The sequence below is a fragment of the Flexivirga endophytica genome, from assembly GCF_014640635.1.
GTDB lineage: Bacteria > Actinomycetota > Actinomycetes > Actinomycetales > Dermatophilaceae > Flexivirga > Flexivirga endophytica.
Genome location: NZ_BMHI01000004.1, coordinates 348,785 through 371,684 on the forward strand (window position 1 = coordinate 348,785; position 22,900 = coordinate 371,684).

Here is a 22,900-nt window from a genome sequence, read left to right on the forward strand (position 1 = left end):
ATGTCGTTGTTCCGAATGGGTTCCGCGCAATCCAGTGGGGTCGTCCACCTGATCGACCGAGCCGTGGCGAATGTCGAGCACGGCCGTTTTGAGCAGTCGCTGTCCGGGCTCACCGCGATGGCCGCACTGGTGACCACGGCCGAGATCTACCTCGAGCACTACAAGGCCGGGTTCGGCAACAAGTGGATGTGGTCACCAGTCCTGGTGACGCCGCCGGTCGTGGTCGCCGGCGTCGCCGGGGTGTTCAGCAAGAAGTGGGCCAAGACGGCACTGCCGGTCACGGCGGCGGCATACACGCTGAACGGTTTGGCGGGGGAGTACTTCCACGCCCGCGGCGTCTCGCGCAAGCCGGGCGGCTGGAAGAACGCGTCATACAACGTGCCGATGGGGCCGCCCATCGCCGCGCCGGGGCTGATGTGCGTCGTTGGCGGGATGGGGATCCTCGCGGCGATCCTGCGGCGGGAGAAGTGATGCCGAGCAGGAGCGACGACAACGCGATCGACAAGGACCCGATCGACAAGGACCCGATCGACAAGGGCCCGATCGACAAGGACAAGGGCGAGCACCTGCCGCACCTGCGTGCGGATGGGGCGCCGCCGCGTCCCTCGTGGTTGCCGCGGCAGCGGCGGGGGATCACCCCGCAGATGATCGGGCGCTACCCGGACTATGACGTGCTGGAGAATGCCGACACATGGGACGAGATGACCCGCGGTGTCGTCCTGGCACGGCTCGACCCGCCCGGTCCACTGCGCTTCTTCGAACCATCGGAGGAAGCCACCCTGCGCGCGTTCTGCGACGTCACCACCGGGCAGGACGAGGACCCGCGGGTCCCGGTGGCCGAGTCCGTGGACGCGAAACTCGCGGACGGCAAGCTGGACGGCTTCCAGTACGCCGACATGCCGGACGACCGCGACACCTGGCACCTGGTGCTGGCCGGCCTGGACGAGTCCGCGCACGAGCGGTTCCGGACCGGGTTCGGACAGTGCCGGCTCGACGAGCAGGAGCAGCTCGTCCGCGATTTCGCCGCGGGACGACTGAGCGGCGGTTCCTGGAACGAGCTCAACGTCAGCCGCGCGTGGTCGGTGTGCATGCGCGCCATACTCTCCGGCTTCTACTCCCACCCCTGGGCGTGGAACGAGATCGGCTTCGGCGGCCCCGCCTATCCCCGCGGGTACATGCGCACCGGGGCCCTGAACACCACTGAACCGTCCGAGAGCCGCGGCGCCACTCAGGAGGACCCGGTAGGCACAGTGCGCCGCGAGTCCGAGGAGTTTCCCGGATGAGCATCAAGGATCGCCTGCGCAACGCCGCCAAGGGGTCGATCGGCCCGGCCGACAACGATTCCCGTTTCCTGCTCGACGTGCACTCGCGTGCTCTGCCGGGCCGGCAGACGATGCAGCAGTACGACGACGATGACGAGGTCGACCTGGCGATCGTCGGCGCCGGTGCCGGCGGGTCGGTGCTCGCGCAGCGCCTGGCCCGCAAGGGCTGGCGCATCGTGGTGATCGAGGCCGGACCGTTCTGGGACCCGGACAAGGACTGGGTCTCCGACGAAGCCGGCTCGCACGGTCTCTACTGGACGGGCAAGCGGATCATCGGGGGAGCGGACCCGATCGAGTTGGGCAAGAACAACTCCGGCCACGGTGTCGGCGGCTCGATGGTGCACTACGCCGGTTACACCCCGCGCTTCCACCCGTCGGACCTGGAGACGTTCACTCGCGACGGTGTCGGTGCCGACTGGCCGATCCGTTACGAGGACCTGTTGCCGCACTACGAACGGGTGGAACGGGAGCTGCCCGTCTCCGGGCAGAACTGGCCGTGGGGTCACCCGCACAGCTATCCGTTCAGCCCGCACCCGGTGTCCGAGGCCGCCAACGTCGTATGGCGAGGTGCCGAGCAGCTCGGCATCGGGATGCGAGTGGGACCGGTGGGCATCGTCAACGGCACCTTCGGCAACCGGCCGCACTGCATCTACCGTGGCTATTGCCTACAGGGTTGCAAGGTCAACGCCAAGGCAAGCCCGCTCGTCACGCACCTGCCGGATGCGTTGGCGCACAGTGTCGAGATCCGCTCGGACTGTATGGCGGCGCGGATCGAGCTGGACGAGTCCGGGCGCGCTCGCGGCGTGGTCTACCTGTCCGAACCCGGAGGAGCCGAGCGGCTGCAGCGGGCGAAATTCGTTGCCGTTGCGGGGTATTCGATCGAGACACCGCGCCTCTTGCTGGCGTCGACATCCGCGCGTTTCCCGCACGGACTGTGCAACGACCACGACGTGGTCGGTCGCTACGTGATGGTGCAGGGTGCCACCCAGACCGCAGGTCGATGGCCGGAGGAGCTGCGAATGTACAAAGCGCCGCCACCGCAGGTCTCCAGCGAGGACTACTACGAGACCGACACCTCTCGCGGGTTCGCACGCGGCTTCTCGATCCAGACGGTCTCCCCACTGCCGATCGGTTGGGCCGAGCACGTGCTCGCCGACGGTCACTGGGGTCGTGCCATGCGCGAATACATGCGCGACTACAACCACTGGGCGACCGTGGGTGTGCTCAACGAGTTGCTCGCCCACCCGGACAACCGCATCACGCTCGCCGACGAGGTCGACGCCTACGGCCTACCGGTGGCGCGGATGGACTATTCGCTCACCGAGAACGACAAGGCCAACGAGGCCTACTCGACCAAGGTGATTACCGACATCCTGAAGGCCGGCGGCGCCCAGGACGTCTTGACCATCCACCGCTATGCGCACCTGATCGGCGGGGCACGGATGGGCAGCTCACCCGGGACCAGCGTGGTGGACGCCAACCAGCGGTCCTGGGCGGTGCCCAACCTCTTCCTCGCCGACGGGTCGGTCTGCCCCACCCAAGGGTCGGCCAACCCGGCGCTGACGATCATGGCGCTGGCATCCCGCCTCGCCGAGCGGATGGCGGACGGGTCGGCCATGTCCGACGATCCCGAGCAGCGGGCGGGGCCTTTCCGTGCGCGACAGCCGGTCGGGTGACAACCTGCCCGAGCGCGTGAATTCTTGCCCGATTGCACTGCAAGTTAAGGAGATACAGCATGAGCGACACCGTCAGTGACTTCGTCATCGACCGACTCATCGAGTGGGATCTGCACCAGTTCTACGGTTTCCCGGGCGACGGGATCGGCGGTTTCGACGGCGCCCTGGAGCGAGGTGAGCGGGATGACAAGGCGTTCCGCTACATTCGCCCCACCCACGAGGAGATCGCTGCCTTCATGGCGTGTGCGCACGCCAAATTCACCGGCGACGTCGGCGTCTGCATCGCCACGTCCGGGCCGGGCGCCATACATCTGCTCAATGGTCTGTACGACGCGAAGATGGACAACCAGCCGGTGGTGGCCATCGTCGGACAGCAGGGCCGGGCGGCCTTCGGGAGCGACACCCAACAGCAGGTCGACCTGGAGCGGGTCTACCAGGACGTCGCCGGTTACGTGCAGACCGTCGTCACCCCGATGCAGGCGCAACTCGTGGTCGACCGTGCCGTGCGCATCGCGGCCGCCGAGCGGTGTCCCACGGTGGTGATCCTGCCGGCCGACGTGCAGAACCTGCCGATGGAGGAGCCGGCGATGGAGCACTGGGTGGCGCGTACCGGTGTCGGATACGCGTCCACGGTGCTCACCCCGGAGCACGAGGAGTTGCAGCGTGCGGCCGACGTGCTCAACGCCGGCAGCAAGGTCGCGATGATCGTCGGACAGGGCGCGCGCGGCGCGACCGACGAGGTCATTGCGATCGCCGAGCAACTGGGTGCCGGAGTCATCACCGCGCTGCTCGGAAAGGACGTCATACCAGGCGATCTGCCCTATCACACGCAACAGCTCGGCCTCCTCGGTTCGAAGCCCAGTTACGACATGATGCAGGACTGCGACACGTTGCTGATGATCGGCAGCAACTACCCGTATGCCGAGTTCCTGCCCGAGACCGGACAGGCGCGCGGGGTGCAGATCGACCTGGCGGCGGGGCATCTCAGCCTGCGCTACCCGATGGAGGTCAATCTGGCCGGCGACGCGAAGGCGACGATGACCGCACTCCTGCCGTTGCTGCACCGCCAGGAGGACCGGTCGTGGCAGGAGAAGGTCGTCGGGGGCATGCAGGACTGGGAGCAGGTGCTGACCGAGGAGGCCGGGACCGAGGCGGACCCGATCAACCCGCGCTCCGTCTACCACGAGCTCAACAAGCGGCTGCCGTCCGACGTGATCGTCACCGCGGACGCCGGGTCAACGGCGGACTGGTATGGCCACCACATCAAGCTCGGCCGCAAGGCCAGTGGCAACCTGTCCGGAATGCTCGCCTCCATGCTCGCTGCCATGCCGTATGCCGTCTCCGCCAAGTTCGCCCATCCGGACCGCCCGGTCGTCTGCACGATCGGCGACGGCGCGTTCCAGATGCTCGGCATGAACGAGCTGATCACGGTCAAGCGGCACTGGAAGTCATGGGAGAACCCGCAGTTCATCGTCCTGGTGTCGAACAACGGTGACCTCAATCAGGTTTCGTGGGAGATGCGCGAGGCCGGCGATCCACGTTACGACACCTCCCAGTTGGTCGAGCGGATCGATTACGCCGGTTACGCGAAGCTGCTGGGACTGGAGGGGATCACCGTCGAGCGACCGGAGGACGTGGCCGGCGCGTGGGACGCCGCCTTTGCCGCGGACCGTCCGGTGGTGCTCGATGTGCACACCGATCCGAACGTGCCGCCGTTGCCGGCGCACATATCGCTGCAGGAGGCCAAGGGCTTCCTGGCCGCGATGCGCAAGGGCGACCCCGCAGAGGCGTCGGTCATCCGCGACTCGATGAAGGCCATGGGTGCCGAGCTGAAGGCGGGCGTCAAGAACGCGCTCGGGCGGGACGATGGCTGAGAGTTCGGTCCACGCTGTCCGGGGCAGCGTCCCGGTGCAACGGATCGAGGCTGCGATCTACCGATTCCCCACGGACGCACCGGAATCCGACGGAACGCTGGCCTGGGAGGCCACCACGATGATCATCGTCCGTGCCCACGCCGACGGCCGGCTCGGGATCGGTTACACCTATGCGAGGCAGGCGGTTGCGACGGTGGTCACCGAGACGCTGGCCGACGTCGTGCGGGGCCGGGACGCGCTCACGCCGTCCGCTTCGTGGGCCGCGATGCAGCACCAGGTCCGCAACCTCGGCAAGCCCGGCATCGCCGCGCAGGCCATCGCCGCCGTCGACATCGCCCTGTGGGACCTCTACGCCACCCTGATCGGACAGTCCCTGTCGGTCGCGGCGGGCGCGGTGCACTCAGGAGTGCCGGTCTACGGCAGCGGCGGATTCACGTCATACGACGACGAGCAGCTCACCGAGCAACTGACCGGCTGGGTGGAGGCCGGCATCCCGCGGGTCAAGATCAAGGTGGGGCGTGACCCCGAACGCGATGAACATCGGGTCTCGCTGGCCCGCAACACGATCGGCCCGGACGTGGAGTTGTATGTCGACGCGAATGGCGCCTATCAGCGCAAGCAGGCGCTGGCCTGGGCGGAGCGCTTCGCGGCGTATGACGTGCGCTGGTTCGAGGAGCCGGTCAGCTCCGACGACCTGGCGGGCCTGCGCCTGATCCGCGACCGCGGACCGGCCGGAATGGACGTGACCGCAGGGGAGTACGGCTACCACCTGCCCTACTTCCAGCAGATGCTGGACGCGGGCGCGGTCGATTGCCTGCAGGCCGACGCCACCCGATGTCTCGGGGTCAGCGGGATCCTGCGGGTCGCCGCACTCGCCGATGCGCGCAGCATGGACCTGTCGCTGCACTGCGCTCCGCAGGTCAGCGCGCACGTCGGCACGGCGATCTGGCACCTGCGGCACCTGGAGTACTTCCACGACCACACGCGCATCGAGCAACTCGCGTTCGACGGTGTGCTGCAACCGGATTCGCACGGTGTGCTCGTGCCGGACCGGGGTCGGCCCGGGCTCGGCATCACGGTGCGTGAATCGGACATCGCGCCGTACCGGACGGGCTGACTGTCGAACGGCGTGCATCGAACGGCGGCCGGTGGGTACTCCCGTGGAATGGACACGAGGAGAGGCATGGTCGCTGCACCTGGGGGCAGCGTCGGCGACGGACCGGAGGACACGTGGGCGCAACGGCCACCTCACGATGCCGACGACGAGGTGCTTGCCGAAACGTTCCGCTCGATGATCCAGCACCCCGATTACCCGTGCCTCGGCGCACGCTCGGTGGTCAACCGGCATCGTGCATCGGTCCTCGTGCTGCCGCGCCTCGGGTCCCGCGATGCGGCGCCCCGCCTGCTGGACGGTCTGAGGCGGTTCGCGGCGGACACCGACGTCGACGAAGGATTCGCGTCATTCGTCGTCATCTTTCGGCGACCCGAACGCACGGACGAGGAGAGTTTCGAGCAGCTCCTGTGGCAGCAGCTGCAGAGCATCGTGGAGGCCGACAGCGCACCGTGGAGCAGGGAAGTGTCTGACGACCCCGTCGATCCGCATTTCTCCTTCAGCGCTGCGGGGACCGCCTACTTCGTCGTGGGACTGCACCCGGATGCCTCGCGGGTCGCCCGGCGAGCCCCGTGGCCCACGCTCGTCTTCAACCTGCACGAGCAGTTCCAGAACTTGCGCGCACACGGCGGATTCGATCGGATGCGCGAGCGCATCCGGAGCCGAGACAGCGAACTCCAGGGCTGCCCGAACCCGATGGTGGAAGACTTCGGTGACGCCTCCGAGGCGCGCCAGTACTCCGGGCGGGCGGTCAATGCGGAATGGACCCCACAGGCCGACTTCGGCGACACGCGACAGGACGGGCAGGGCCAGTGATGCAGCGAATACCACCGCAGACCGGCGTGGGCCTACGGCTCCGGACCGGCGATCGCCTCGTCGTCGTGGACCCGACCGGCGGACAGGTGAGTGACCTGTTCTGTGTTGCCGGCGACGGGGGAGACGACTGGTTGAGCAATGGGCGGACCATCGACTACGGGAACACGATGTACTTCTCGACCGGCGACACGCTCTACAGCAACCTCAGTCGCCCGATGCTGACGATCGAGCAGGACACCTGCGGCAAGCACGATTTCCTGCTGACGCCCTGCAGCCAGGCGACGTTCGACCTGTTGTATCCCGAATTCGGCGGTGCGCCCCACCCGAGCTGCTTCGACAACCTCTGTGCGGCCCTCGGTCCTCTCGGCGTCGAGCCTGGAACCATCTCGACGACCTTCAACATCTTCATGAACGTCTGGTTCGAGGCGGACGGCACCATGCACATCGATCCGCCGATCTCCGGTGCCGGGGACAGGTTCGTCGTACGCGCGGAGATGGACCTGCTGGTCGGGGTCACGGCCTGTTCGGCGGAGAAGTCGAACGGCGGTGAGTGCAAGCCGATCGATGTCGAGGTCATCCCGGAATCGCCCGCCACTGAATGAGATTCGCGCGAGATGAGACTCGAGCGATGACGGCAGGCATGTTCGCGCCCTGGTTCACTCGAGTTGGCGCAACTGCTCGTGCGCGCTGGCGAACATGTCCTTGAAGGACTCACCCATGAGCCCGGTCCCCGCCTGCAGTTGCTCCGCGAGTTCGACCTTCGCCCTGGCCTGGTCGGTCAGGTCACCCGTCAGCTGCCCGAACTCCTCCTTCTCCTCATGCTCCGCGTGGTCGACGACGTCCGAGCACAACGCCCGATATTCGGCCTCGAAATCGGGGGACATCGCATCACCGCTTTCGAGCTCGGAGATCGCGGACTCCGCCGCGGTCTCTTCCTGCACCCGCGCCGCTGCTTCCTCAGGACTCACTTCGGTCGTCGCCAGCAGGTGGACCGTGCTCTGTTCGAGGGCTTCGTGCACGGCCAGCATCCGCCGCACTCGGGTGAACGCTTCCCGCCGTTGGTCGTCGGCGAGGTCCAGCACCTTCGGCATCAGGTCCTTGACCTGCTGATGCTGATCGGTCAGATATGTCACCAGATCCTGCGCGGTGTTCATTTCGGTGTGCGACATGAGGGGTCCTTCCCAATTGTGTGTCTGACCGTCCGGGACCGGTCGGCTGGCGTCTCGTCGCGGACTCTCGGCAGCGAGTGACCATGATTCGCCTACCCGTCCGCGAATGGCTGAAACAGCAGCTGAGTTGGATGGCCACAGCGTGGGTAGGTGGACATGATGGACGATCAGCAGGCTGACACGCTCGAGCAGGATCTCCTCGCCGAGGTGGACGGTGAGGTCCGCTTCGACGCGGGCAGCCGCGCCGCGTATGCGACCGATGCGTCGAACTTCCGGCAGGTGCCGATCGCGGTCGTCGTCCCGCGCACGATCGAGGCCGGCGCCAGTGCAGTCGAGGTGTGTCACCGAAACCACGCACCTGTCGTGTCCCGTGGCGGCGGCACGAGTCTCGCGGGGCAGGGGACGAACCGCGCAGTCATGATCGACTGGGCCAAGCGCTGTCATCGGTTGCTCGAGGTCGATCCCGCCGAGCGGAGGTGTGTGGTCGAGCCGGGCATCGTCCTGGACGACCTCAACCGCGAACTCGCTCCGCTTTCCTTGCGATTCGGTCCGGAGCCGGCCACGCACCCCAACTGCACGATCGGCGGGATGATCGGCAACAACTCGTGTGGCGCAACCGCGCAACGCACCGGCAAGGTCGTCGACAACGTCTCGCGCCTCGAAGTCCTGCTCGCCGACGAAACACGATTCTGGTGCGGGCGGACCACTGACGAGGAGTATGCCGAGATCGAGCGGCACGGGGACCGGCGAGCCACGATCTACCGGTCACTGCGCCACCTGCGCGACGAGTATGCCGACGACATCCGTGATCGCTTCCCCGACATCCCACGCCGGGTGTCGGGCTACAACCTCGACTCCCTGCTGCCGGAGTACGGGTTCGACGTTGCACGCTCCCTCGTCGGCAGCGAGTCCACCCTCGTCACCGTGTTACGTGCCGAGTTGGACCTTGTCCCAGTGCTTCCCGAACGCACCCTGGTCGTGCTCGGCTACGACTCGGTCGCGGCCGCCGCCGACGCCGTGCCGGCGCTCCTGCGGTACGACCCGATCGCCCTGGAAGGTTTCGGGGAGCGCCTGATCCACGACGAGCAGATCGAACACCTCCTGCAGGATGCCCGTGGTGACATGCCGGAGGGGAACGCCTTCCTGATGGTGCAGTTCGGTGCACCCCACGGGCAGGATGCGGACCGGGCGGCGCACGCCATGCTGCGCGGGCAGGGCCGGTTGCCGGAGGACCCGGACGTGGCGCTGGTGACGGATCCCGCCATGGAGGACGACCTGTGGGCCGTCCGGGAGGCCGGACTCGGTGCGAGCGCGCACGTTCCGGGCGAACCCGACGCGTGGGCCGGATGGGAGGATGCCGCAGTCGCGCCGACGAAGCTGGGTGACTACCTGCGTGACTTCGAGGCGCTGTGCCAGGAGTTCGGTTACGCCGACGATGCGGTGCCGAGCATCTACGGTCATTTCGGCCAGGGCTGCATCCATACCCGAATCCCGTTCCGGCTCACCGACGTCGACGGCGTCCGCGCATATCGTCAATTCATGGAGCAGGCCGCCGATCTGGTCGTCGGGTACGGCGGGTCGTTGTCGGGGGAGCACGGGGACGGTCAGTCCCGGGGCGAACTGCTGCCGAAGATGTTCGGCGACCGCATCATGGCGGCGTTCGTCGAACTCAAGACGACGTTCGACCCCGAGAACCTGATGAATCCGGGAAAGCTCGTCGCGCCCGCAGGGCTCGACGAGAACCTCCGGCTGGGCGCCTCGTGGTCCCCGCACGTCAAAGGGCCGATTACCTTCGACTACCCCGAGGACGGCGGTTTCGTGCACGCGGCGAACCGTTGTGTCGGCGTCGGTCTCTGTCGCGCACCGGAGCCCAAGGCGGACGACGTGATGTGCCCGTCATACCGGGCTACGCGTGAGGAGGCCCACTCGACCCGGGGGCGCGCACGACTGCTGTTCGAGATGATGAACGGGCACGGCGATGGTCCGATCACCGACGGCTGGCGCTCCGACGCGGTCAAGGGCGCCTTGGACCTGTGCCTGTCCTGCAAAGGCTGCGCCAGCGACTGTCCGGTCAACGTCGACATGGCGACCTACAAGGCCGAGTTCCTGCACCACCACCATCGGCACCGCCTGCGTCCGCGCGCGCACTACACGCTCGGCTGGCTGCCGATGGCCGCGCGATCGGTCGCTGCAAGCCGAAGTGCTCGGATCGTCAACCGACTGACTGGTATTCCGGCCGTCCGCATGGCCGGCGCCAAGCTCGCGGGGGTCGAGAATCGGCAGGTGCCGAAGTTCGCGGCGCAGACTCTGCAGGAGTGGTGGAGCGAGCGGACCGCGCGGGGGAGCGGGGAACGCCGCACGGTCCTGCTCTGGCCGGACACCTTCACCAACCACTTCGACCCGCAGGTGGGCCGGGCCGCCATCACGGTGCTGGAAGGTGCCGGTTACGAGGTGCAGCTGCCGCGTGAAGCGGTGTGCTGCGCTCTGACCTGGACGTCGACCGGACAGCTGGATGTCGCTCGCCGCGTGCTGCGCCGTACCGTTCGGGCGCTCGCGCCGGCTCTGCACGAGGGCTGGCCCGTGGTCGGGCTCGAGCCCAGTTGCGCGGCGATGTTGCGCTCGGATGCACCTCGCCTGCTGCCCGACGACCTCGATGTGCGGCGGCTGGCCCAGAACACCGTGGGATTCGCCGAACTGCTCCAGGAGCACACGGACGGCTGGTCGCCACCCGACGTGGGAGTGCACGAAGCGCTGGTCCAAGTGCACTGTCACCAGCACGCCGACGGTGGGTGGGATGCCGACCGCGCCCTGCTGGCGAATGCCGGTGTCGAGGCGCACAGCATCGGCGGATGCTGCGGCCTGGCAGGCAATTTCGGGTTCGAGGCGGGCCACCTCGAGGTGAGTCGCGCGTGCGCCGAGGATCGACTGCTCCCCGCGTTGCGGGATGCGGAGGACTCCGTCGCGGTGCTCGCCGACGGTTTCAGCTGCCGCACCCAGATCGCCGAGTTCGACGACTCGGGGAAGCACCCGGTGCACCTGGCGGAGCTCTTGGCGGAGGGACTGATATCACGGATGCCACACAACGAATGAAGCTGTGCTCCGGCCACAGCCGAGGTCGTCCCGGCCTACTGATCGACGCTCGGGTTGGTCGATGCGTGCGGATCCTCGAGTGCGTCGGTGTCGGAGAGTGCTCCGGCCAGCACGTGCTCCTCGCTGATGATCGTCAGAAAGCCACCGGAGTTGCGGAAGATCTCCTGCCATCGGTCGATCACTACGTCGGGAGAGTCAACTCCGAATCGTTGGTTGACCGCTCTGATCGACGCCGCCATCTCGTCAGCATCGGCGTCTCCCTGCTGTGCGACCGACCACAGCGCTTCGGCGTAGTCGCCAGCGGACCGGCCCAGCTGTTCCGTGAGGTCAGCGGAGAGCGCGATCTGCGCTGCAGGGTGGCCGGTGGCTTCCGTCGGATTGTCGGTCATGACCGGACCTTTCGTCAGCTTTCGGTGGGGCTCTGGTTCTACCCCGGGCAGCTCTGGCCGAATCAACTGGTGAGCGGGCACGGACCCGGTGTGGAGTGAGGAGAAGGAAGACTTCCCCGCAGTGGTCGCCCAGTGCGATCGCTTCAGCGTCGCGGGAAGTGGGTAGGGGAGGCGCATCACCCGTGAGTGGGTGGTCGGCGCGGCGTGAGCGGCTCGGCGTTGTGCACGTCGGGCGCGGGTATCCAACGTTAGCAACGAGGTTGGAGGAACTGAGATGCGAACCGGCTACTTTCTGTCGTGCGAGGAGTACGCCCCACACGAACGTGTCGATCAGGCCTGGGCCGCAGCGGAGGCCGGATTCGACTGCCCTACCTCGACGCGGGATACGACACCGTGACGATCGCGAACATGGGACCGCACTATCGCTCGATGATCGACTTCTACGGGTCGGTGATCATCCCCCGACTCAAGGACGGGGAGGACTGAGTGTGTGATGGCACCGTCCTCGACAGTGCGCACTCATCCACCCGGGTCGGTCGTTGCCCCGGTCCGAGTCAGTGGTTCCGGAGGGCGTCGACCAGGTCGTCCTTACTCATGGACGAGCGGCCCTCGATACCGAGTTCTGCGGCACGCTCCTGCAGATCCTTCTTCGTCCAGTCCTCGTACGACGAGTGCTTGCCGCCCTTGTGGCCGACGCTCGATCGCGAGGAATTGGCCGCTGCATTCGCGATGCGCGCCGATTTCTCCTTGCTGTCGCCCTCGTCGCGCAACTCTTCGTAGAGCTCGTCGTCCTTCACCGACGGGCCGGGCGTCTTCTTGCCGGGCATGTGAGTCACCTCCGGTAATGGTGTTCTGATCGTGCCTTCGGCTTCTACCCATTCCGGCAGAACTTACGCACAACCCTTGGTTCGGCCGGCGTGGGGGTACCACGACGTGGTGCAGGGCGAGAGTGGCCGGCCGAATGGGTGGAAGTTGGGCTACTTTACCGACTGTTCAGCAATTGATATCCAGGCGAATGCCGTTGTGGTCCAATACAATTCACCGAACATCAAGTGGGTGGCCTTGCCGAAACCCGTGCATCGTGTCAGTGTGGTTTCAACGTGCCGGCTCAAGAAGAGTGGTCGGTGTGGTTTCTCGCTGGAAGAGAATTGCCATGCCGCACACAGGAACTCTCAGCAGGTCGGCTCAGGAACAGCGCGAACGCGCGGACCACCTGCTTCGCAAGGCGCAACACGCCAACCGTGCGTCAGCGGCGCGGTTACGTCACGAGGTGGTGCTCGACCACTTCGCGCTGGCAACCTCCATCGCACACCGTTACGACCACCGCGGCCTGGAGCGTCAGGATCTGGAACAGGTGGCGCTGCTGGGTCTCGTCCAGGCGGTGCGTCGATACGACCCGGAGCAGGGCTCGGGCTTCTTGGCGTTCGCGGTGCCAACCATCACCGGAGAGCTGAAACGGCACTTCCGCGACCACGGCTGGGCGGTGCGCCCGCCACGTCAGCTTCAGGAACATTGCCTCGCCGTTCGCTCCAGCGCCGAGCGCTTGGCGCAAGAGCTCGGCCGGGATCCGACCGCTGCCGAAGTCGCCGCTTCCCTGGGTCTGAGTGTGCGAGATGTGGGGCAAGCGCGGGGAGTCGACGGCCAGTATGTCGCGCGGTCGATGGACGCACCGCTCGATCACGACGGTGGCACGACCTTGTCCGACACGTTGGGCGAGACCGCCACCGATCTCGATCGCGTCGATGATTTCGAAACGCTTCGCCCGTTGCTGCGCAACCTGAAGTCGCGAGAGCGACTCATCGTGCGGTTGCGTTTCGTCGACAACCTCACCCAGCGGCAGATCGGCCAACGGATCGGAGTGAGTCAGATGCAGGTGTCGCGTCTGCTCTCCGACATCCTGCTCCGGTTGCGTCGTGCCATCGCGGCCAAGCACGACGACATCAGCGCGGCATCGTGACCCTGCGGCAACCCGTGGGGATCCTCCCAGGGGTGCGGCTGCCTGTCTTCCCTGGGCCCTCCGTCGGTGACGGTGGGACCGGACACTTGCAATGGAGACGAACTGACGACCGATTTCATACGTGGAGGTTTTCTGATGGCTGATGATTTCCGCTCGCTCATCGTGCGACTCGCCGAACTCGAGGATGCTGCCCGCACCGTTCCGGTCGTCGCTGCGGGGGACTCCAGTGCCGCAGTGAATCCGGACCTGCAGCACCTCATCGACGAGGAACGTCTCGTCGTGGAGCAGATCCGGGCATTGCGCGAGTAGGGGTATGTCGTGAGCGCGAAGAAGACTGCCATGAACACCGCCAAGTCCGGCCCTAACAAGGTTCGGGTGGAGGCACCGGGGCCGGCCGGGTGCCGAGCCGGCGCCGCTCGAAGAGCCCACGACTCCGCGGGAGCCGTTGCCGCCCAAGGCCGACCAGCACGGGCCCGCGCCCACATCGCCGACCGGGATCCCGCTCGACGTCGGGCCGACGTATGCCGCCCAGCACGGGGAGTACCTCACGACGGCGGGAGGCACACGTCTACGGGAGACCGACATCTCGCTCAAGGCGGGGCCGCGCGGCCCGATCCTGTTGCGGGACCACCATCTGCGGGAGAAGATCACCCACTTCGACCACGAGCGGATACCGGAGCGGGTGGTGCACGCACGCGGCGCTGCGGCGCACGGCCACTTCGAGGCCAACGGTGCCGCGGAGAGGCTGACCTGCGCCGCGTTCCTGCGGTCCGGTGCGCAGACGCCGGTCTTCCTGCGGTTCTCCAACGTCGTCGGCTCCCGCGGCTCCATGGACACCGCGCGCGACACCCGCGGTTTCGCGACGAAGTTCTACACCGAGGAAGGCATCTTCGACCTCGTCGGCAACAACATGGCCGTGTTCTTCATCCAGGACGGCATCAAGTTCCCCGATCTCGTCCATGCGGTGAAGCCCAACCCCAGCAACGAGATTCCGCAGGCCCAGAGCGCGCACGACGGCTTCTGGGACTTCGTCTCGCTGCGCACCGAGGCGCAGGCGCACACGATGTGGCAGATGTCGGACCGTGGCATCCCTCGCTCCTACCGGATGATGGAGGGCTTCGGGGTGCACACCTTCCGGCTGGTGAACGCCGATGGTGCGACCTCTCTGGTCAAGTGGCACTGGAAGCCTGCCTCCGGCGTGCACTCGCTGACCTGGGAGGAGGCACAGCTGGCCGCAGGGAACGACCCGGACTACCTCCGACGGGACCTTGCGGATGCTATCGAGTCGGGCGCGTTCCCGAGTTGGGACCTCGGCGTCCAGGTCTTCCCCGACACAGAGGACCAGATGTTCGACGGCATCGACCTGTTGGATCCGACCAAGTTCGTCCCCGAGGAGTTGGCGCCGGTGCAGATCGTCGGCACGATGACCCTGGATGCGAACCCGGTCAACTACTTCGCCGAGACCGAGCAGGTGGCATTCCACCCCGGACATCTGGTGCGCGGCATCGACGTCACGAACGACCCGTTGCTGCAGGCCAGGTTGTTCTCCTACATCGACACCCAGCTGACCCGGCTCGCCGGTCCCAACTTCGAGCAGATCCCGATCAACCGCACGCATGCACCGGTAAATGACATGCTGCGGGACGGCTCGCATCAGAGCGGCGACCAGGGCGGCGCCGCGCCATACCACCCGAACTCGCTGGATGCCGGCTGTCCGTTCATGGCGGACGACACATCCGCCGCTTTCATCGACGTACCCGAAGAGGTCGCCGCGAGCCACACGGTGCGCGAACAGTCCGCAAGCTTCGACGACCACTTCAGCCAGGCCACGCTGTTCTATCGATCTCTGACGCCGGTCGAACGCGAGCATGTCGCCCAGGCCTATTCGTTCGAGCTGGGCAAGTGCTTCGAGCAGGCGGTCAAGGAGCGTCAGCTCGGCCACCTGGCGAACATCGACGACGAGCTCGCCGAGCGGGTCGCCGCCGCATTGGGCATTCCCGTGCCGGAGTCGACCGTGCCACCTGCCACCGATGTCGAGGTGAGCCCCGCGCTGAGCCAAGTCGGTGAGTCCTGGCCGGTGGCCGGGCGTCGGGTTGCGCTCGTCGTCGACTCGGCGAGCGGCACCCGCCCTGTCAAACAGGTGCGCAGCAAGTTGCTCGCTGCCGGAGTGCTGCCGGTGCCCGTCGCACCGCATGGTGGCCAGGTCGCGGGGGTGGACGCGCAACGCACCTACCTGACGGCGGCGTCCATCGAATTCGACGCGATCATCGTGTTGACCGCGGCGGCACCGGGCGAGGACGCGGATCCGAATCTGGACACCAAGGCGGGGTATGACGACGCGCCGGACCGCACCGTCGACCCACGGGTGGAGAAGCTCGTGGGGGAGTTCTGGCGTCACTCGAAGTCGATCGGAGCGATCGGCGGCGGGCTCGACGTGCTGCCAACGGCTGGCGTCGCGGCCGGCGCGCCCGGTGTTCACGTCGGCAATGCAGCCGAGGTGGTGCAGGGTCTGCTACACGATCTCGAGCAGCACCGGGTGTGGCAGCGGTTCACCGCTGAGTGATTGCGCTGAGGTGGACGCCTTGACGGGTGTTCCGAAAATTGATGCATTGCAACAACTTTCGGTGAACGCATCGACGTTGTCTCGTCGCGGGGGTTGAAGACGGCACCAGCGGGTACTACAGCACGCACCAGTGGCTGTCCCGGACCCTGACAGCGATCATCACGGCGTTGGAGGGCCCTCATGAGCAGCATCACCGCCCGGCAGTCTGCTAATCCCGACAGACCATCCGCGTCTGTCCGGTATGTCAGCTCGTTCACCGAGCTGTCCCGACAGGTCAAAGAGACCGACCTGCTCGACCGTCGTTACGGTTGGTACTGGTCGCGGATCGTCGGCGTGGTCGTGGCTTTCGCTGCGGTGTGGGTGGCGGTCGTCATCGTCGGCGACTCGTGGTGGCAGCTGGTCGTCGCGGGCGTGCTTGCCGTCATCTCCGCTCAGATCGGCTTCCTGGGACATGATGGCGCGCATCGCCAGATCTTCCGGTCCTGGCAATGGAACGAGTGGACCAGCCGGGTGCTCAGCGGCCTGTTCCTTGGGATGAGCTACGGCTGGTGGGACAAGAAGCACAGCATGCATCACGCGGCCCCCAACCAGGAGGGCATCGATCCGGACATCGCGTCGGGTGCCGTCGCGTTCACCCCGGACCTGGCGCGGGCACGGCACGGGGCTGGCGCGGCGTTCGCCCGCCGGCAGGGCTGGCTGTTCTTCCCGCTGCTGACCTTGGAGGGGCTGAACCTGCAACTGCGCAGCGTCCAGACAGTGACCAGCAGGCAGCCCCTGCAGCAGCGCTGGGTGGAGGCGTCCCTCATCGGGGTGCGACTGGCGGTCTATCCGATAGCGCTGCTGCTGCTGTTGCCCCCGGGCAAGGCCGCCGCGTTCTTCGGGCTGCACATGGTGCTCTTCGGTGTCCTGCTGGGTGGCTCGTTCGCCCCGAATCACAAGGGTATGCCGTTGGTGCCGCGCGACATGAAGGTCGACTTCCTGCGTCGGCAGGTGCTGATGTCGCGCAACATCGTGGGCGGGCCGCTGGTCGACTTCGCGATGGGCGGGCTGAACCAGCAGATCGAGCACCACCTCTTTCCGAGCATGCCGCGACCCAACCTGCGGCGCGTCCAGCCGCTGGTCCGGGCGCACTGCGCCAAGCACGGCGTGACGTACACGCAGAAGACGCTGTGGCAGTCCTACGGGCTGGTGATCCGTTACCTCAACCAGGTCGGCATCGGTGCTCGTGACCCGTTCGAGTGCCCTCTGGTGCGCAGGTACCGCGAATAGAACCCCGTCGATGAGGCTGCGGCGTCGCGTTTGATCGGGTACGCACGGGGTAGGGATCAAGTCGATCACCAGACGCATCAGGAGACACTCATGAGCTCAGCAAACCCCTTGGTACGACTGACAACTCAGCTTGAAGGCGACGACTCGCTCGATCAGCTCGCGGACAACGTGGCCAAGATCAGCCAAGTACTGGTGCAGTCGCCCTCACGGCGCGACCTGCTGCAAGGTAAGTGGCTGGGGCACGCGGTGCACCCGGTGATGACCATGGCGCCGCTGGGCATGTGGATCTCCGCCGGCGTGTTGGACGTCTTCGCGGGGCGGCACGCGGCCCCAGCCGCGCGAAAACTGATCGGTGCGGGCCTTCTCTGTGCGTGGCCGACCGCAGTGACCGGCCTCGCCGAGCTGGCGAACGCCGACCGGCGACAGCTGCGGATCGGTGTCGTACACATCCTGGCGAACACGACCGGCATTGCGTTGTATCTCGCGTCATACCGCGCCCGGCGGCGCGGCCGGCATGGCCGGGGCGTCGCGACAGGTCTGGCCGGCCTGGCCTGCGTCGGCGCGGGCGGCTACTTCGGCGGTCACCTGGCGTCCGTGCGCAAGATGTCGAGTGTGAACCCCGCTTTCCCAGGTGTATGACGCAAGACCCACCACTGGCAGGGGATGGTGGATTGCCGCCGATGTCGAAGGTGGATCGGTCCACGTGTCACGACACGAGGTTCTGCAGCCTGCGCAGCATCGTCACACTGGGGAACCGCTCGCCGTCGACCTTGGCGAACAGCACCTCCACGTACCTCGGCAGATCGTCGGGCGTGAGGAGCTCCTCGGCGAGATCCATGTAGGTCCCCGACGGATAGGGGTCGTCCTCGATCTTGCTGAGCAGGGTGTTCAACAACTTCGACCGGGTGTCCGGTGCGCTGCTGGCCATGGGTAAACCTCCTGATTTGCTGATGTTGCTTCGTGTCGACCGCTCGCTTGTCACCGATCACTCGGAGAGCAGGGTGCCGAGCGGCCCCAGGTCGATGTTGAGGTCTGCGGTCGTGAGGTCGTACCTCGCCTTGAGGTCATCCATCGCCTCCTCGAGGTGCATGAGTCCGGTGCCGAGCCCCTCGACCTGCTCGTCGGTGAGATCTCCCTCGTCGACGCGCCGCAGGGCCTGTTTCTCCATCAGCTGCCGCACGAGCTCGATGATGGTCAGCACGAGCTTGAACAGATCCCGCTCCACCGTCTCCGGATGTGTCTCCAGCCGGCGCGGAACGTTGCACGGTTCGTCTCCTCTCGTGGCGCTCATCGCGGCTCCACCATGTCGGAGCGGATCGTGCTGATCAGCGCCTGCAACCGGATCTGCACCAGGTCGACGCCCGACAACGAGATGACGATGTCCCCGGCCAGCACAACCCCGGTGCCGAGCAGTCGGTCGAGCAGGTCGACGAGGGCGATCTGGCTCGGCCGGTCGGCCTGAGGTTGCGTCACGGTTTGCTCCATCACTGCTCCAAGACCGCGAAGGAGTATGGCGGCCACGGCCCCTGGCACTCGATGCTGACCTCGTGATGCTCGGCCTGCAGTGACTTCACGTGCGACTGAAACGCAGGACCGTCGTCGTCCTGGACGAGGTAGGCGGCGTTGAGCAGCATCGTGCCCGCGAGTCCGGTCAGGCGCTGGTCCTGGGGCTGGAGCCGACGACTGGCGACGGTTCCGTCCGCCAGCGCCTCGTAGACCTTGTCGGCCAGGTCCATCAGCAGGGCGTCGTTGATCTCCTTGTCCTCGGCGCTCGCCTTCTTGCGGCGTAGGTACTCCGCGCCGCTCATCCCTCGTTCGGCTGTGCTGACAACCGGTGTGGCGGGTGCCAGGACCTTGACGCTCCACTCGAGCCGGCCCGCGACCTGACCGAGCACTCGGTCCAGTTCGGCGCACCGCTCGGCGAGTCCGCGACGAACACCCTCGTCATCCAGGTAGACGGTTGCCAGACGTAGTGGTGCCGTCGGGCCGACAGAGGCAACTGCATGCACGACCGAGTCATGGGTCCGGGCCACCCGTTCGAGCCAGTCGAGGTGCTCGAGGTTCCGGCGCAGGCCCTCCTCGCCGTATTCGTCGAGGGCGACGTCGCTGACCACTGCGCAGAGGTCGAGGTGCTCGACCACGTCCAAGTGCCCACCGTCGAGGCCGGGCGTCCCGGCCAGTTGCTGCGGCTCGAGGCCTCGGGTGACGGCATACAGGTAACGGCCCGACTCACTCACGAGCTCCCCTTCCCGGTGCCTCCCGATGCCGCGGTCGGGGAGTCTCCGGCCTCGAGGGTTTTGATGCGCTCACGCAGCTCGCGATTTTCCTCGGCCAGGCCGCGTTCGCTGGTCGTGAGCATCGGGTCGTTGCGCCACCAGTCGATGCCCATCTCCTGAGCCTTGTCGACCGACACGATCAGCAGCCTGATCTTGATCGTGAGCAACTCGATGTCCAGCAGGTTCACCCGGATGTCGCCGGCAATGATGATGCCCTTGTCGAGCACTCGCTCGAGGATGTCGGCGAGATTGGCGGGCTGCGGCCGCGAGGACTCACCGACCGCGGCCGAATAGGGCCGCGACACAGGAGTGTTCGTTGGCTCAGCCATGTCACTCCTCGCCGCGGATGTAGCGACGCACACGGCGGTAGGCGAGCAGCTCACCGTCGCTGTCGGTGTCCACCTCGTAGGTGGCCAGCAGGTCGGTGGTGTCCGGCACGCGCATCATCTCGAGCACGTCGACCTGCACGGTCCAGCCGTCCTCGTCGTCTCCGGACCTGCGCTCGATCCCGGTGATGCCCTCGTAGTCCCGGTCGATCAGCTGGAGCAGTTGGCGCGCCGCCGATGACGCCGCCTCGGACGCGGACACCCGCTTCGGCGCCGCGGCCTTGGGAGCCGAAGACCGCTTCTTGTTGCTGGTCGTCTTCTCGGTAGCCATCAGTCACTCCTTCGGTTGGGTGGGAGCGGACAGCAGGCGTTCGACGAGTTCGTCCTCCCAGGCGATTGCCTGGTCCTCGGTGAGTTCGCCTTCGTCCCGTTGCCGGTCCACCTCATGCAGCTGTGCCCGGATGCTCTCGGGGTCGTAGAACTCCGATTCCGCCTGCTGCCGGACCTGTTCGGCGGCCCAGATCGTCACGCGCAGCGGTGCGAGTGGCAGTCCGAGCAGTCCGGAGACCAGTCCCACTTCAGTCACCACCCACGAACTCGTATGGCGCCAGAGGACCGACGAGACTCAGTCGCATCCGGCCATGCATCGACTCGGCGAGGGACTCGAGCCGCTGCTCGAAGTCGTCGCGTCGGTCGTTGTCGATGAGCAGGATGAAGTCTGCGAGCTGGTCCACATCGGACCCGAGCCGGATGCGGTGTGCCGCGGCGTAGGGCAGGACCGCTTCCGCAAGCACGTCGGCGTCGGCGGTTCTCTTGTCCTGCATCGCTTGTGACACCAACTCGCCGAGCCGGACTCGGTCCGCGAGCGCGGCGTTGCTCGGGGTACCCCGTGTTCGCTCTCGCAACCGGGCGATGGTCGGATCGGCATCGACCACCTCGGTCAGCGCAGCTTCCTGGACGTAACGGACGCTGAGGTTGAACTGTGCGCGACCGTCCAGCTCCGCGAGTAGCCGTGAGAACCATGCCTGCTGGGGAAGGAGCAGGTCGGTCACGACTGCCTCCTCGTCACGAACGACCGACCCGAACCGCACCGGCACCACGGCGCCGGATGACGCCAGGGTGTCGAGCACCCGGCTGTAGGCGACCAGCTCGGCTCGTCGCCCCGGAGGCCGGTCGAGGCGGATGTCGGTGATCACCGCCGCAATCTCGTCATGGGGCACCACGCGGACCGGCATGTCGTCGATGCCGTTGAGGTCTTCGGGCACCCGGCCAGGCCCGGCCGGCACGATGCCATAGACGTTGCAGCCGGTCTCGGTCACGTCCTCGGCAACGCTCTCCTCGGACTTGAACGTTCGCGCGGTCATTTCTGCTCGGACCGGTGCCGTGAGGACGTCTTGCGGGGGCGGCGTCGCGAGCCCTCGTCGTCGTCCTTGTCGTCGTCCTTGTCGCCGCCGCCGGTGAGGGCGCTCTTGACGCCTTCCACTGCACCCTTGGTCTTCCCGCCTGCGCCGCTCTCGGTCATGCTCTCGATGAACTCGTCGAGAGGTTTGCCTCCACCGTGCTTCACCAAGTCGAGCCGGTTGGTCGCCTCTGCGAAACGGAGATAGGTGTCGACGCTGGCGATGACGATCCGCGCGTCGATGGTGAGCAGTTCGATGCCGACCAACGACACCCGGACATAGGCGTCGATGACGACTCCCTTGTCCAGGATGATCGCGACGACATCGGCCAAACTGCTGGGGGCGGGGCGCTCGAGATAGCCACCTCCGCGGTTCTGCACGCTTTGCACACTCATGGGATGTCTCCTTCTCGACGTTACGGCTGATTACCGACGACCGCGACGGCTGCGGCGCTTCGGCTGCTCCTCGGGTTCGTCCTCGTCTTCGGGTTCGTCGTCCTCTTCGGGTTCGTCCTCGTCTTCGGGTTCGTCGTCCTCTTCGGGTTCGTCCTCGTCTTCGGGTTCGTCCTCGTCTTCGGGTTCGTCCTCGTCTTCGGGTTCGTCGTCCTCTTCGGGTTCGTCGTCCTCTTCGGGTTCGTCGTCTTCGGGTTCGTCCTCGTCTTCGGGTTCGTCGTCGTCTTCGGGTTCGTCGTCGTCTTCGGGTTCGTCGTCGTCTTCGGGTTCGTCGTCGTCTTCGGGTTCGTCGTCGTCTTCGGGTTCGTCGTCGTCTTCGGGTTCGTCGTCGTCTTCGGGCTCGTCGTCGTCTTCGGGCTCCTCGTCGTCTTCGGGCTCCTCGTCGTCTTCGGGCTCGTCCTGGGACTCCTGTTCCTCTTCTTCGACGACCTCGTCGTGGTCCTTGACGACCTCACTGTCTTCGATGACACCCCGCCATCCCTCGACGTCATCGGGTGCGAGGATCGTCTTGGTCATCACGTGGCGTTGGAACTGTCTGAGCTCGGCTCGCACGCGTCGGCCCTGGGCGCGCCAGATGTTTCCGGTGTGCTCCATGAGCCCTTGGGGGTGGTATTCCAGGACCACCAGAATGCGAGTCAGGTCGGAGTCGAGTTCATGAAACGTGACCCCGCCGTCGACGTGTCCCTTGTCACCCTTGGAACGCCATACGATCCGCTTGTCTGGGATCTGTTCCAGGACTGTCGCCTCCCAACTACGGTGGGACCAGAAGATCTGTGCCTTGAACCCGAGCTTCGTGTCCTCCTTGGCCTCAACGTTCTCGACCTTCCGCATGAAGCTCGGGAACTCCCCGAACTCGGTCCACTGGTTGTAGGCGACCGAGACGGGCACGCCGACGTCTATCTGCTCGATGATCTTGGTGGCTTTCGGGCCTTTCGCAGAGCCTCCGCCGCCCTTACCGCCCCCGGTGACCTTGTCCTTGATCCCGGAGAGTGCGCCCTTCACTGCTCCGCCGGCCGGCGACTTGCCCTCTGCGGCCGACTCGCCGGCCTTTGCGGCGGCCTTCCCGATCGGTCCGCCACCGGCAATGGCCTCGAACTTGTCAGTGAGCCCTCCGACCTTGCCGGACACCGCACCCATGGCCTTCTCGCCGAGTGCTTTGAGCAGGTCCTGTGAGACGTCCTTCAACTTTTCCATCGGCTCGGGCATCGTT

At 66.4% G+C, this 22,900-nt stretch carries 26 protein-coding genes; 13 read left to right on the forward strand and 13 right to left on the reverse strand.

The features are described 5' to 3' along the window. The 7 genes from IEX71_RS13625 to IEX71_RS13655 all read left to right on the forward strand — a co-directional run bounded on the left by IEX71_RS13625 (position 1) and on the right by IEX71_RS13655 (position 7,401). Positions 1–471, forward strand: a complete 471-nt coding sequence (locus IEX71_RS13625; RefSeq protein WP_188837584.1) for a hypothetical protein — start codon at positions 1–3, stop codon at positions 469–471. Further along, a complete protein-coding gene (locus tag IEX71_RS13630; protein WP_188837585.1) occupies positions 471–1,283 on the forward strand; it encodes a gluconate 2-dehydrogenase subunit 3 family protein in 813 nt (270 codons plus the stop codon). The genes IEX71_RS13625 and IEX71_RS13630 overlap by 1 nt, the downstream gene beginning before the upstream one ends. Beyond that, positions 1,280–2,998, forward strand: coding sequence for a GMC family oxidoreductase (locus tag IEX71_RS13635; protein WP_188837586.1), 1,719 nt, complete (start codon positions 1,280–1,282; stop codon positions 2,996–2,998). The genes IEX71_RS13630 and IEX71_RS13635 overlap by 4 nt, the downstream gene beginning before the upstream one ends. A gap of 59 nt (positions 2,999–3,057) precedes the next feature. Further along, entirely contained in the window at positions 3,058–4,872 is a 1,815-nt protein-coding gene (locus tag IEX71_RS13640) for a thiamine pyrophosphate-requiring protein (protein ID WP_188837587.1), read from the forward strand. Beyond that, the gene (locus IEX71_RS13645) at positions 4,865–5,989 is read left to right on the forward strand and encodes an enolase C-terminal domain-like protein (RefSeq protein ID WP_188837588.1); all 1,125 of its coding nucleotides are present in this window, start codon (positions 4,865–4,867) and stop codon (positions 5,987–5,989) included. The genes IEX71_RS13640 and IEX71_RS13645 overlap by 8 nt, the downstream gene beginning before the upstream one ends. A gap of 66 nt (positions 5,990–6,055) precedes the next feature. Further along, positions 6,056–6,799 carry a guanitoxin biosynthesis heme-dependent pre-guanitoxin N-hydroxylase GntA gene (gntA, locus tag IEX71_RS13650; protein WP_188837589.1) on the forward strand — a complete coding sequence of 248 codons (744 nt, stop codon included), beginning with the start codon at positions 6,056–6,058 and terminating at the stop codon, positions 6,797–6,799. Further along, on the forward strand, positions 6,799–7,401 hold the full coding sequence (locus IEX71_RS13655; RefSeq protein WP_188837590.1) for a DUF1989 domain-containing protein: 603 nt from the start codon (positions 6,799–6,801) through the stop codon (positions 7,399–7,401). The genes gntA and IEX71_RS13655 overlap by 1 nt, the downstream gene beginning before the upstream one ends. A 54-nt stretch (positions 7,402–7,455) precedes the next feature. Here the strand turns inward: IEX71_RS13655 and IEX71_RS13660 are convergent, their stop codons facing one another. Then, complete coding sequence (locus tag IEX71_RS13660) at positions 7,456–7,968, reverse strand: hemerythrin domain-containing protein (RefSeq protein ID WP_188837591.1); 513 nt, start codon at positions 7,966–7,968, stop codon at positions 7,456–7,458. Between the two features lie 159 nt (positions 7,969–8,127). On the opposite strand from IEX71_RS13660, the gene IEX71_RS13665 reads away from it, so the two are divergent. Further along, positions 8,128–11,058, forward strand: coding sequence for an FAD-binding and (Fe-S)-binding domain-containing protein (locus IEX71_RS13665; protein WP_229749720.1), 2,931 nt, complete (start codon positions 8,128–8,130; stop codon positions 11,056–11,058). Between the two features lie 35 nt (positions 11,059–11,093). On the opposite strand, the gene IEX71_RS13670 is transcribed toward IEX71_RS13665, so the two are convergent. Continuing rightward, a complete protein-coding gene (locus IEX71_RS13670) occupies positions 11,094–11,447 on the reverse strand; it encodes a hypothetical protein (RefSeq protein WP_188837592.1) in 354 nt (117 codons plus the stop codon). 554 nt (positions 11,448–12,001) lie between these two features. Next, entirely contained in the window at positions 12,002–12,274 is a 273-nt protein-coding gene (locus IEX71_RS13675) for a DUF7218 family protein (RefSeq protein WP_188837593.1), read from the reverse strand. A 326-nt stretch (positions 12,275–12,600) separates the two neighbouring features. On the opposite strand from IEX71_RS13675, the gene IEX71_RS13680 reads away from it, so the two are divergent. From IEX71_RS13680 to IEX71_RS13700, 5 genes are all read left to right on the forward strand, one after another. Then, positions 12,601–13,404, forward strand: a complete 804-nt coding sequence (locus IEX71_RS13680) for a SigB/SigF/SigG family RNA polymerase sigma factor (protein ID WP_188837594.1) — start codon at positions 12,601–12,603, stop codon at positions 13,402–13,404. Between the two features lie 135 nt (positions 13,405–13,539). Further along, complete coding sequence (locus IEX71_RS13685; RefSeq protein WP_188837595.1) at positions 13,540–13,713, forward strand: hypothetical protein; 174 nt, start codon at positions 13,540–13,542, stop codon at positions 13,711–13,713. 136 nt (positions 13,714–13,849) lie between these two features. After that, positions 13,850–15,967: a catalase gene (locus IEX71_RS13690; protein ID WP_188837596.1), complete on the forward strand. Its 2,118-nt coding sequence runs from the start codon at positions 13,850–13,852 to the stop codon at positions 15,965–15,967. Positions 15,968–16,147: 180 nt separating this feature from the next. Further along, on the forward strand, positions 16,148–17,236 hold the full coding sequence (locus IEX71_RS13695; protein ID WP_188837597.1) for a fatty acid desaturase family protein: 1,089 nt from the start codon (positions 16,148–16,150) through the stop codon (positions 17,234–17,236). Positions 17,237–17,326: 90 nt separating this feature from the next. Then, the gene (locus IEX71_RS13700) at positions 17,327–17,875 is read left to right on the forward strand and encodes a DUF2231 domain-containing protein (protein WP_188837598.1); all 549 of its coding nucleotides are present in this window, start codon (positions 17,327–17,329) and stop codon (positions 17,873–17,875) included. A gap of 67 nt (positions 17,876–17,942) precedes the next feature. On the opposite strand, the gene IEX71_RS13705 is transcribed toward IEX71_RS13700, so the two are convergent. From IEX71_RS13705 to IEX71_RS13750, 10 genes are read right to left on the reverse strand one after another with little or no spacing between them, the layout of a single operon-like run. Beyond that, the gene (locus tag IEX71_RS13705) at positions 17,943–18,164 is read right to left on the reverse strand and encodes a hypothetical protein (protein ID WP_188837599.1); all 222 of its coding nucleotides are present in this window, start codon (positions 18,162–18,164) and stop codon (positions 17,943–17,945) included. Positions 18,165–18,221: 57 nt separating this feature from the next. Beyond that, the gene (locus tag IEX71_RS13710; RefSeq protein WP_188837600.1) at positions 18,222–18,527 is read right to left on the reverse strand and encodes a gas vesicle protein K; all 306 of its coding nucleotides are present in this window, start codon (positions 18,525–18,527) and stop codon (positions 18,222–18,224) included. Beyond that, positions 18,524–18,709, reverse strand: a complete 186-nt coding sequence (locus tag IEX71_RS13715) for a gas vesicle protein (protein ID WP_229749721.1) — start codon at positions 18,707–18,709, stop codon at positions 18,524–18,526. The genes IEX71_RS13710 and IEX71_RS13715 overlap by 4 nt, the downstream gene beginning before the upstream one ends. Positions 18,710–18,720: 11 nt before the next feature. Next, entirely contained in the window at positions 18,721–19,473 is a 753-nt protein-coding gene (locus IEX71_RS13720; protein ID WP_188837602.1) for a GvpL/GvpF family gas vesicle protein, read from the reverse strand. Next, the gene (gvpJ, locus tag IEX71_RS13725; protein WP_188837603.1) at positions 19,470–19,841 is read right to left on the reverse strand and encodes a gas vesicle protein GvpJ; all 372 of its coding nucleotides are present in this window, start codon (positions 19,839–19,841) and stop codon (positions 19,470–19,472) included. Before gvpJ (IEX71_RS13725) ends, IEX71_RS13720 begins: the two co-directional genes overlap by 4 nt. Before the next feature lies 1 nt (position 19,842). Further along, positions 19,843–20,169, reverse strand: a complete 327-nt coding sequence (gene gvpO, locus IEX71_RS13730) for a gas vesicle protein GvpO (RefSeq protein ID WP_188837604.1) — start codon at positions 20,167–20,169, stop codon at positions 19,843–19,845. 3 nt (positions 20,170–20,172) lie between these two features. Continuing rightward, positions 20,173–20,424 (reverse strand): gas vesicle protein GvpG, encoded by a 252-nt coding sequence (locus IEX71_RS13735; RefSeq protein ID WP_229749722.1) that lies wholly within the window; start codon positions 20,422–20,424, stop codon positions 20,173–20,175. After that, entirely contained in the window at positions 20,417–21,202 is a 786-nt protein-coding gene (locus IEX71_RS13740) for a GvpL/GvpF family gas vesicle protein (protein WP_188837605.1), read from the reverse strand. Before IEX71_RS13740 ends, IEX71_RS13735 begins: the two co-directional genes overlap by 8 nt. Continuing rightward, positions 21,199–21,633 (reverse strand): gas vesicle protein GvpJ, encoded by a 435-nt coding sequence (gene gvpJ, locus IEX71_RS13745; RefSeq protein ID WP_188837606.1) that lies wholly within the window; start codon positions 21,631–21,633, stop codon positions 21,199–21,201. Before gvpJ (IEX71_RS13745) ends, IEX71_RS13740 begins: the two co-directional genes overlap by 4 nt. Before the next feature lie 30 nt (positions 21,634–21,663). After that, positions 21,664–22,896 (reverse strand): SRPBCC family protein, encoded by a 1,233-nt coding sequence (locus IEX71_RS13750; protein WP_188837607.1) that lies wholly within the window; start codon positions 22,894–22,896, stop codon positions 21,664–21,666. Positions 22,897–22,900 lie beyond the last annotated feature (4 nt).

Coding starts and splice junctions, on each gene's coding strand:
- gvpJ (WP_188837603.1), bottom strand. CDS start 19,841: ATGGCTGAGCCAACGAACACTCCTGTGTCGCGGCCCTATTCGGCCGCG.
- IEX71_RS13645 (WP_188837588.1), top strand. CDS start 4,865: ATGGCTGAGAGTTCGGTCCACGCTGTCCGGGGCAGCGTCCCGGTGCAA.
- IEX71_RS13710 (WP_188837600.1), bottom strand. CDS start 18,527: ATGAGCGCCACGAGAGGAGACGAACCGTGCAACGTTCCGCGCCGGCTG.
- IEX71_RS13685 (WP_188837595.1), top strand. CDS start 13,540: ATGGCTGATGATTTCCGCTCGCTCATCGTGCGACTCGCCGAACTCGAG.
- gvpJ (WP_188837606.1), bottom strand. CDS start 21,633: ATGAGTGTGCAAAGCGTGCAGAACCGCGGAGGTGGCTATCTCGAGCGC.
- IEX71_RS13655 (WP_188837590.1), top strand. CDS start 6,799: ATGCAGCGAATACCACCGCAGACCGGCGTGGGCCTACGGCTCCGGACC.
- IEX71_RS13640 (WP_188837587.1), top strand. CDS start 3,058: ATGAGCGACACCGTCAGTGACTTCGTCATCGACCGACTCATCGAGTGG.
- IEX71_RS13630 (WP_188837585.1), top strand. CDS start 471: ATGCCGAGCAGGAGCGACGACAACGCGATCGACAAGGACCCGATCGAC.
- IEX71_RS13665 (WP_229749720.1), top strand. CDS start 8,128: ATGGACGATCAGCAGGCTGACACGCTCGAGCAGGATCTCCTCGCCGAG.
- IEX71_RS13670 (WP_188837592.1), bottom strand. CDS start 11,447: ATGACCGACAATCCGACGGAAGCCACCGGCCACCCTGCAGCGCAGATC.
- IEX71_RS13750 (WP_188837607.1), bottom strand. CDS start 22,896: ATGCCCGAGCCGATGGAAAAGTTGAAGGACGTCTCACAGGACCTGCTC.
- gntA (WP_188837589.1), top strand. CDS start 6,056: ATGGTCGCTGCACCTGGGGGCAGCGTCGGCGACGGACCGGAGGACACG.
- IEX71_RS13700 (WP_188837598.1), top strand. CDS start 17,327: ATGAGCTCAGCAAACCCCTTGGTACGACTGACAACTCAGCTTGAAGGC.
- IEX71_RS13660 (WP_188837591.1), bottom strand. CDS start 7,968: ATGTCGCACACCGAAATGAACACCGCGCAGGATCTGGTGACATATCTG.
- IEX71_RS13635 (WP_188837586.1), top strand. CDS start 1,280: ATGAGCATCAAGGATCGCCTGCGCAACGCCGCCAAGGGGTCGATCGGC.
- IEX71_RS13695 (WP_188837597.1), top strand. CDS start 16,148: ATGAGCAGCATCACCGCCCGGCAGTCTGCTAATCCCGACAGACCATCC.
- IEX71_RS13705 (WP_188837599.1), bottom strand. CDS start 18,164: ATGGCCAGCAGCGCACCGGACACCCGGTCGAAGTTGTTGAACACCCTG.
- gvpO (WP_188837604.1), bottom strand. CDS start 20,169: ATGGCTACCGAGAAGACGACCAGCAACAAGAAGCGGTCTTCGGCTCCC.
- IEX71_RS13740 (WP_188837605.1), bottom strand. CDS start 21,202: ATGACCGCGCGAACGTTCAAGTCCGAGGAGAGCGTTGCCGAGGACGTG.
- IEX71_RS13680 (WP_188837594.1), top strand. CDS start 12,601: ATGCCGCACACAGGAACTCTCAGCAGGTCGGCTCAGGAACAGCGCGAA.
- IEX71_RS13675 (WP_188837593.1), bottom strand. CDS start 12,274: ATGCCCGGCAAGAAGACGCCCGGCCCGTCGGTGAAGGACGACGAGCTC.
- IEX71_RS13625 (WP_188837584.1), top strand. CDS start 1: ATGTCGTTGTTCCGAATGGGTTCCGCGCAATCCAGTGGGGTCGTCCAC.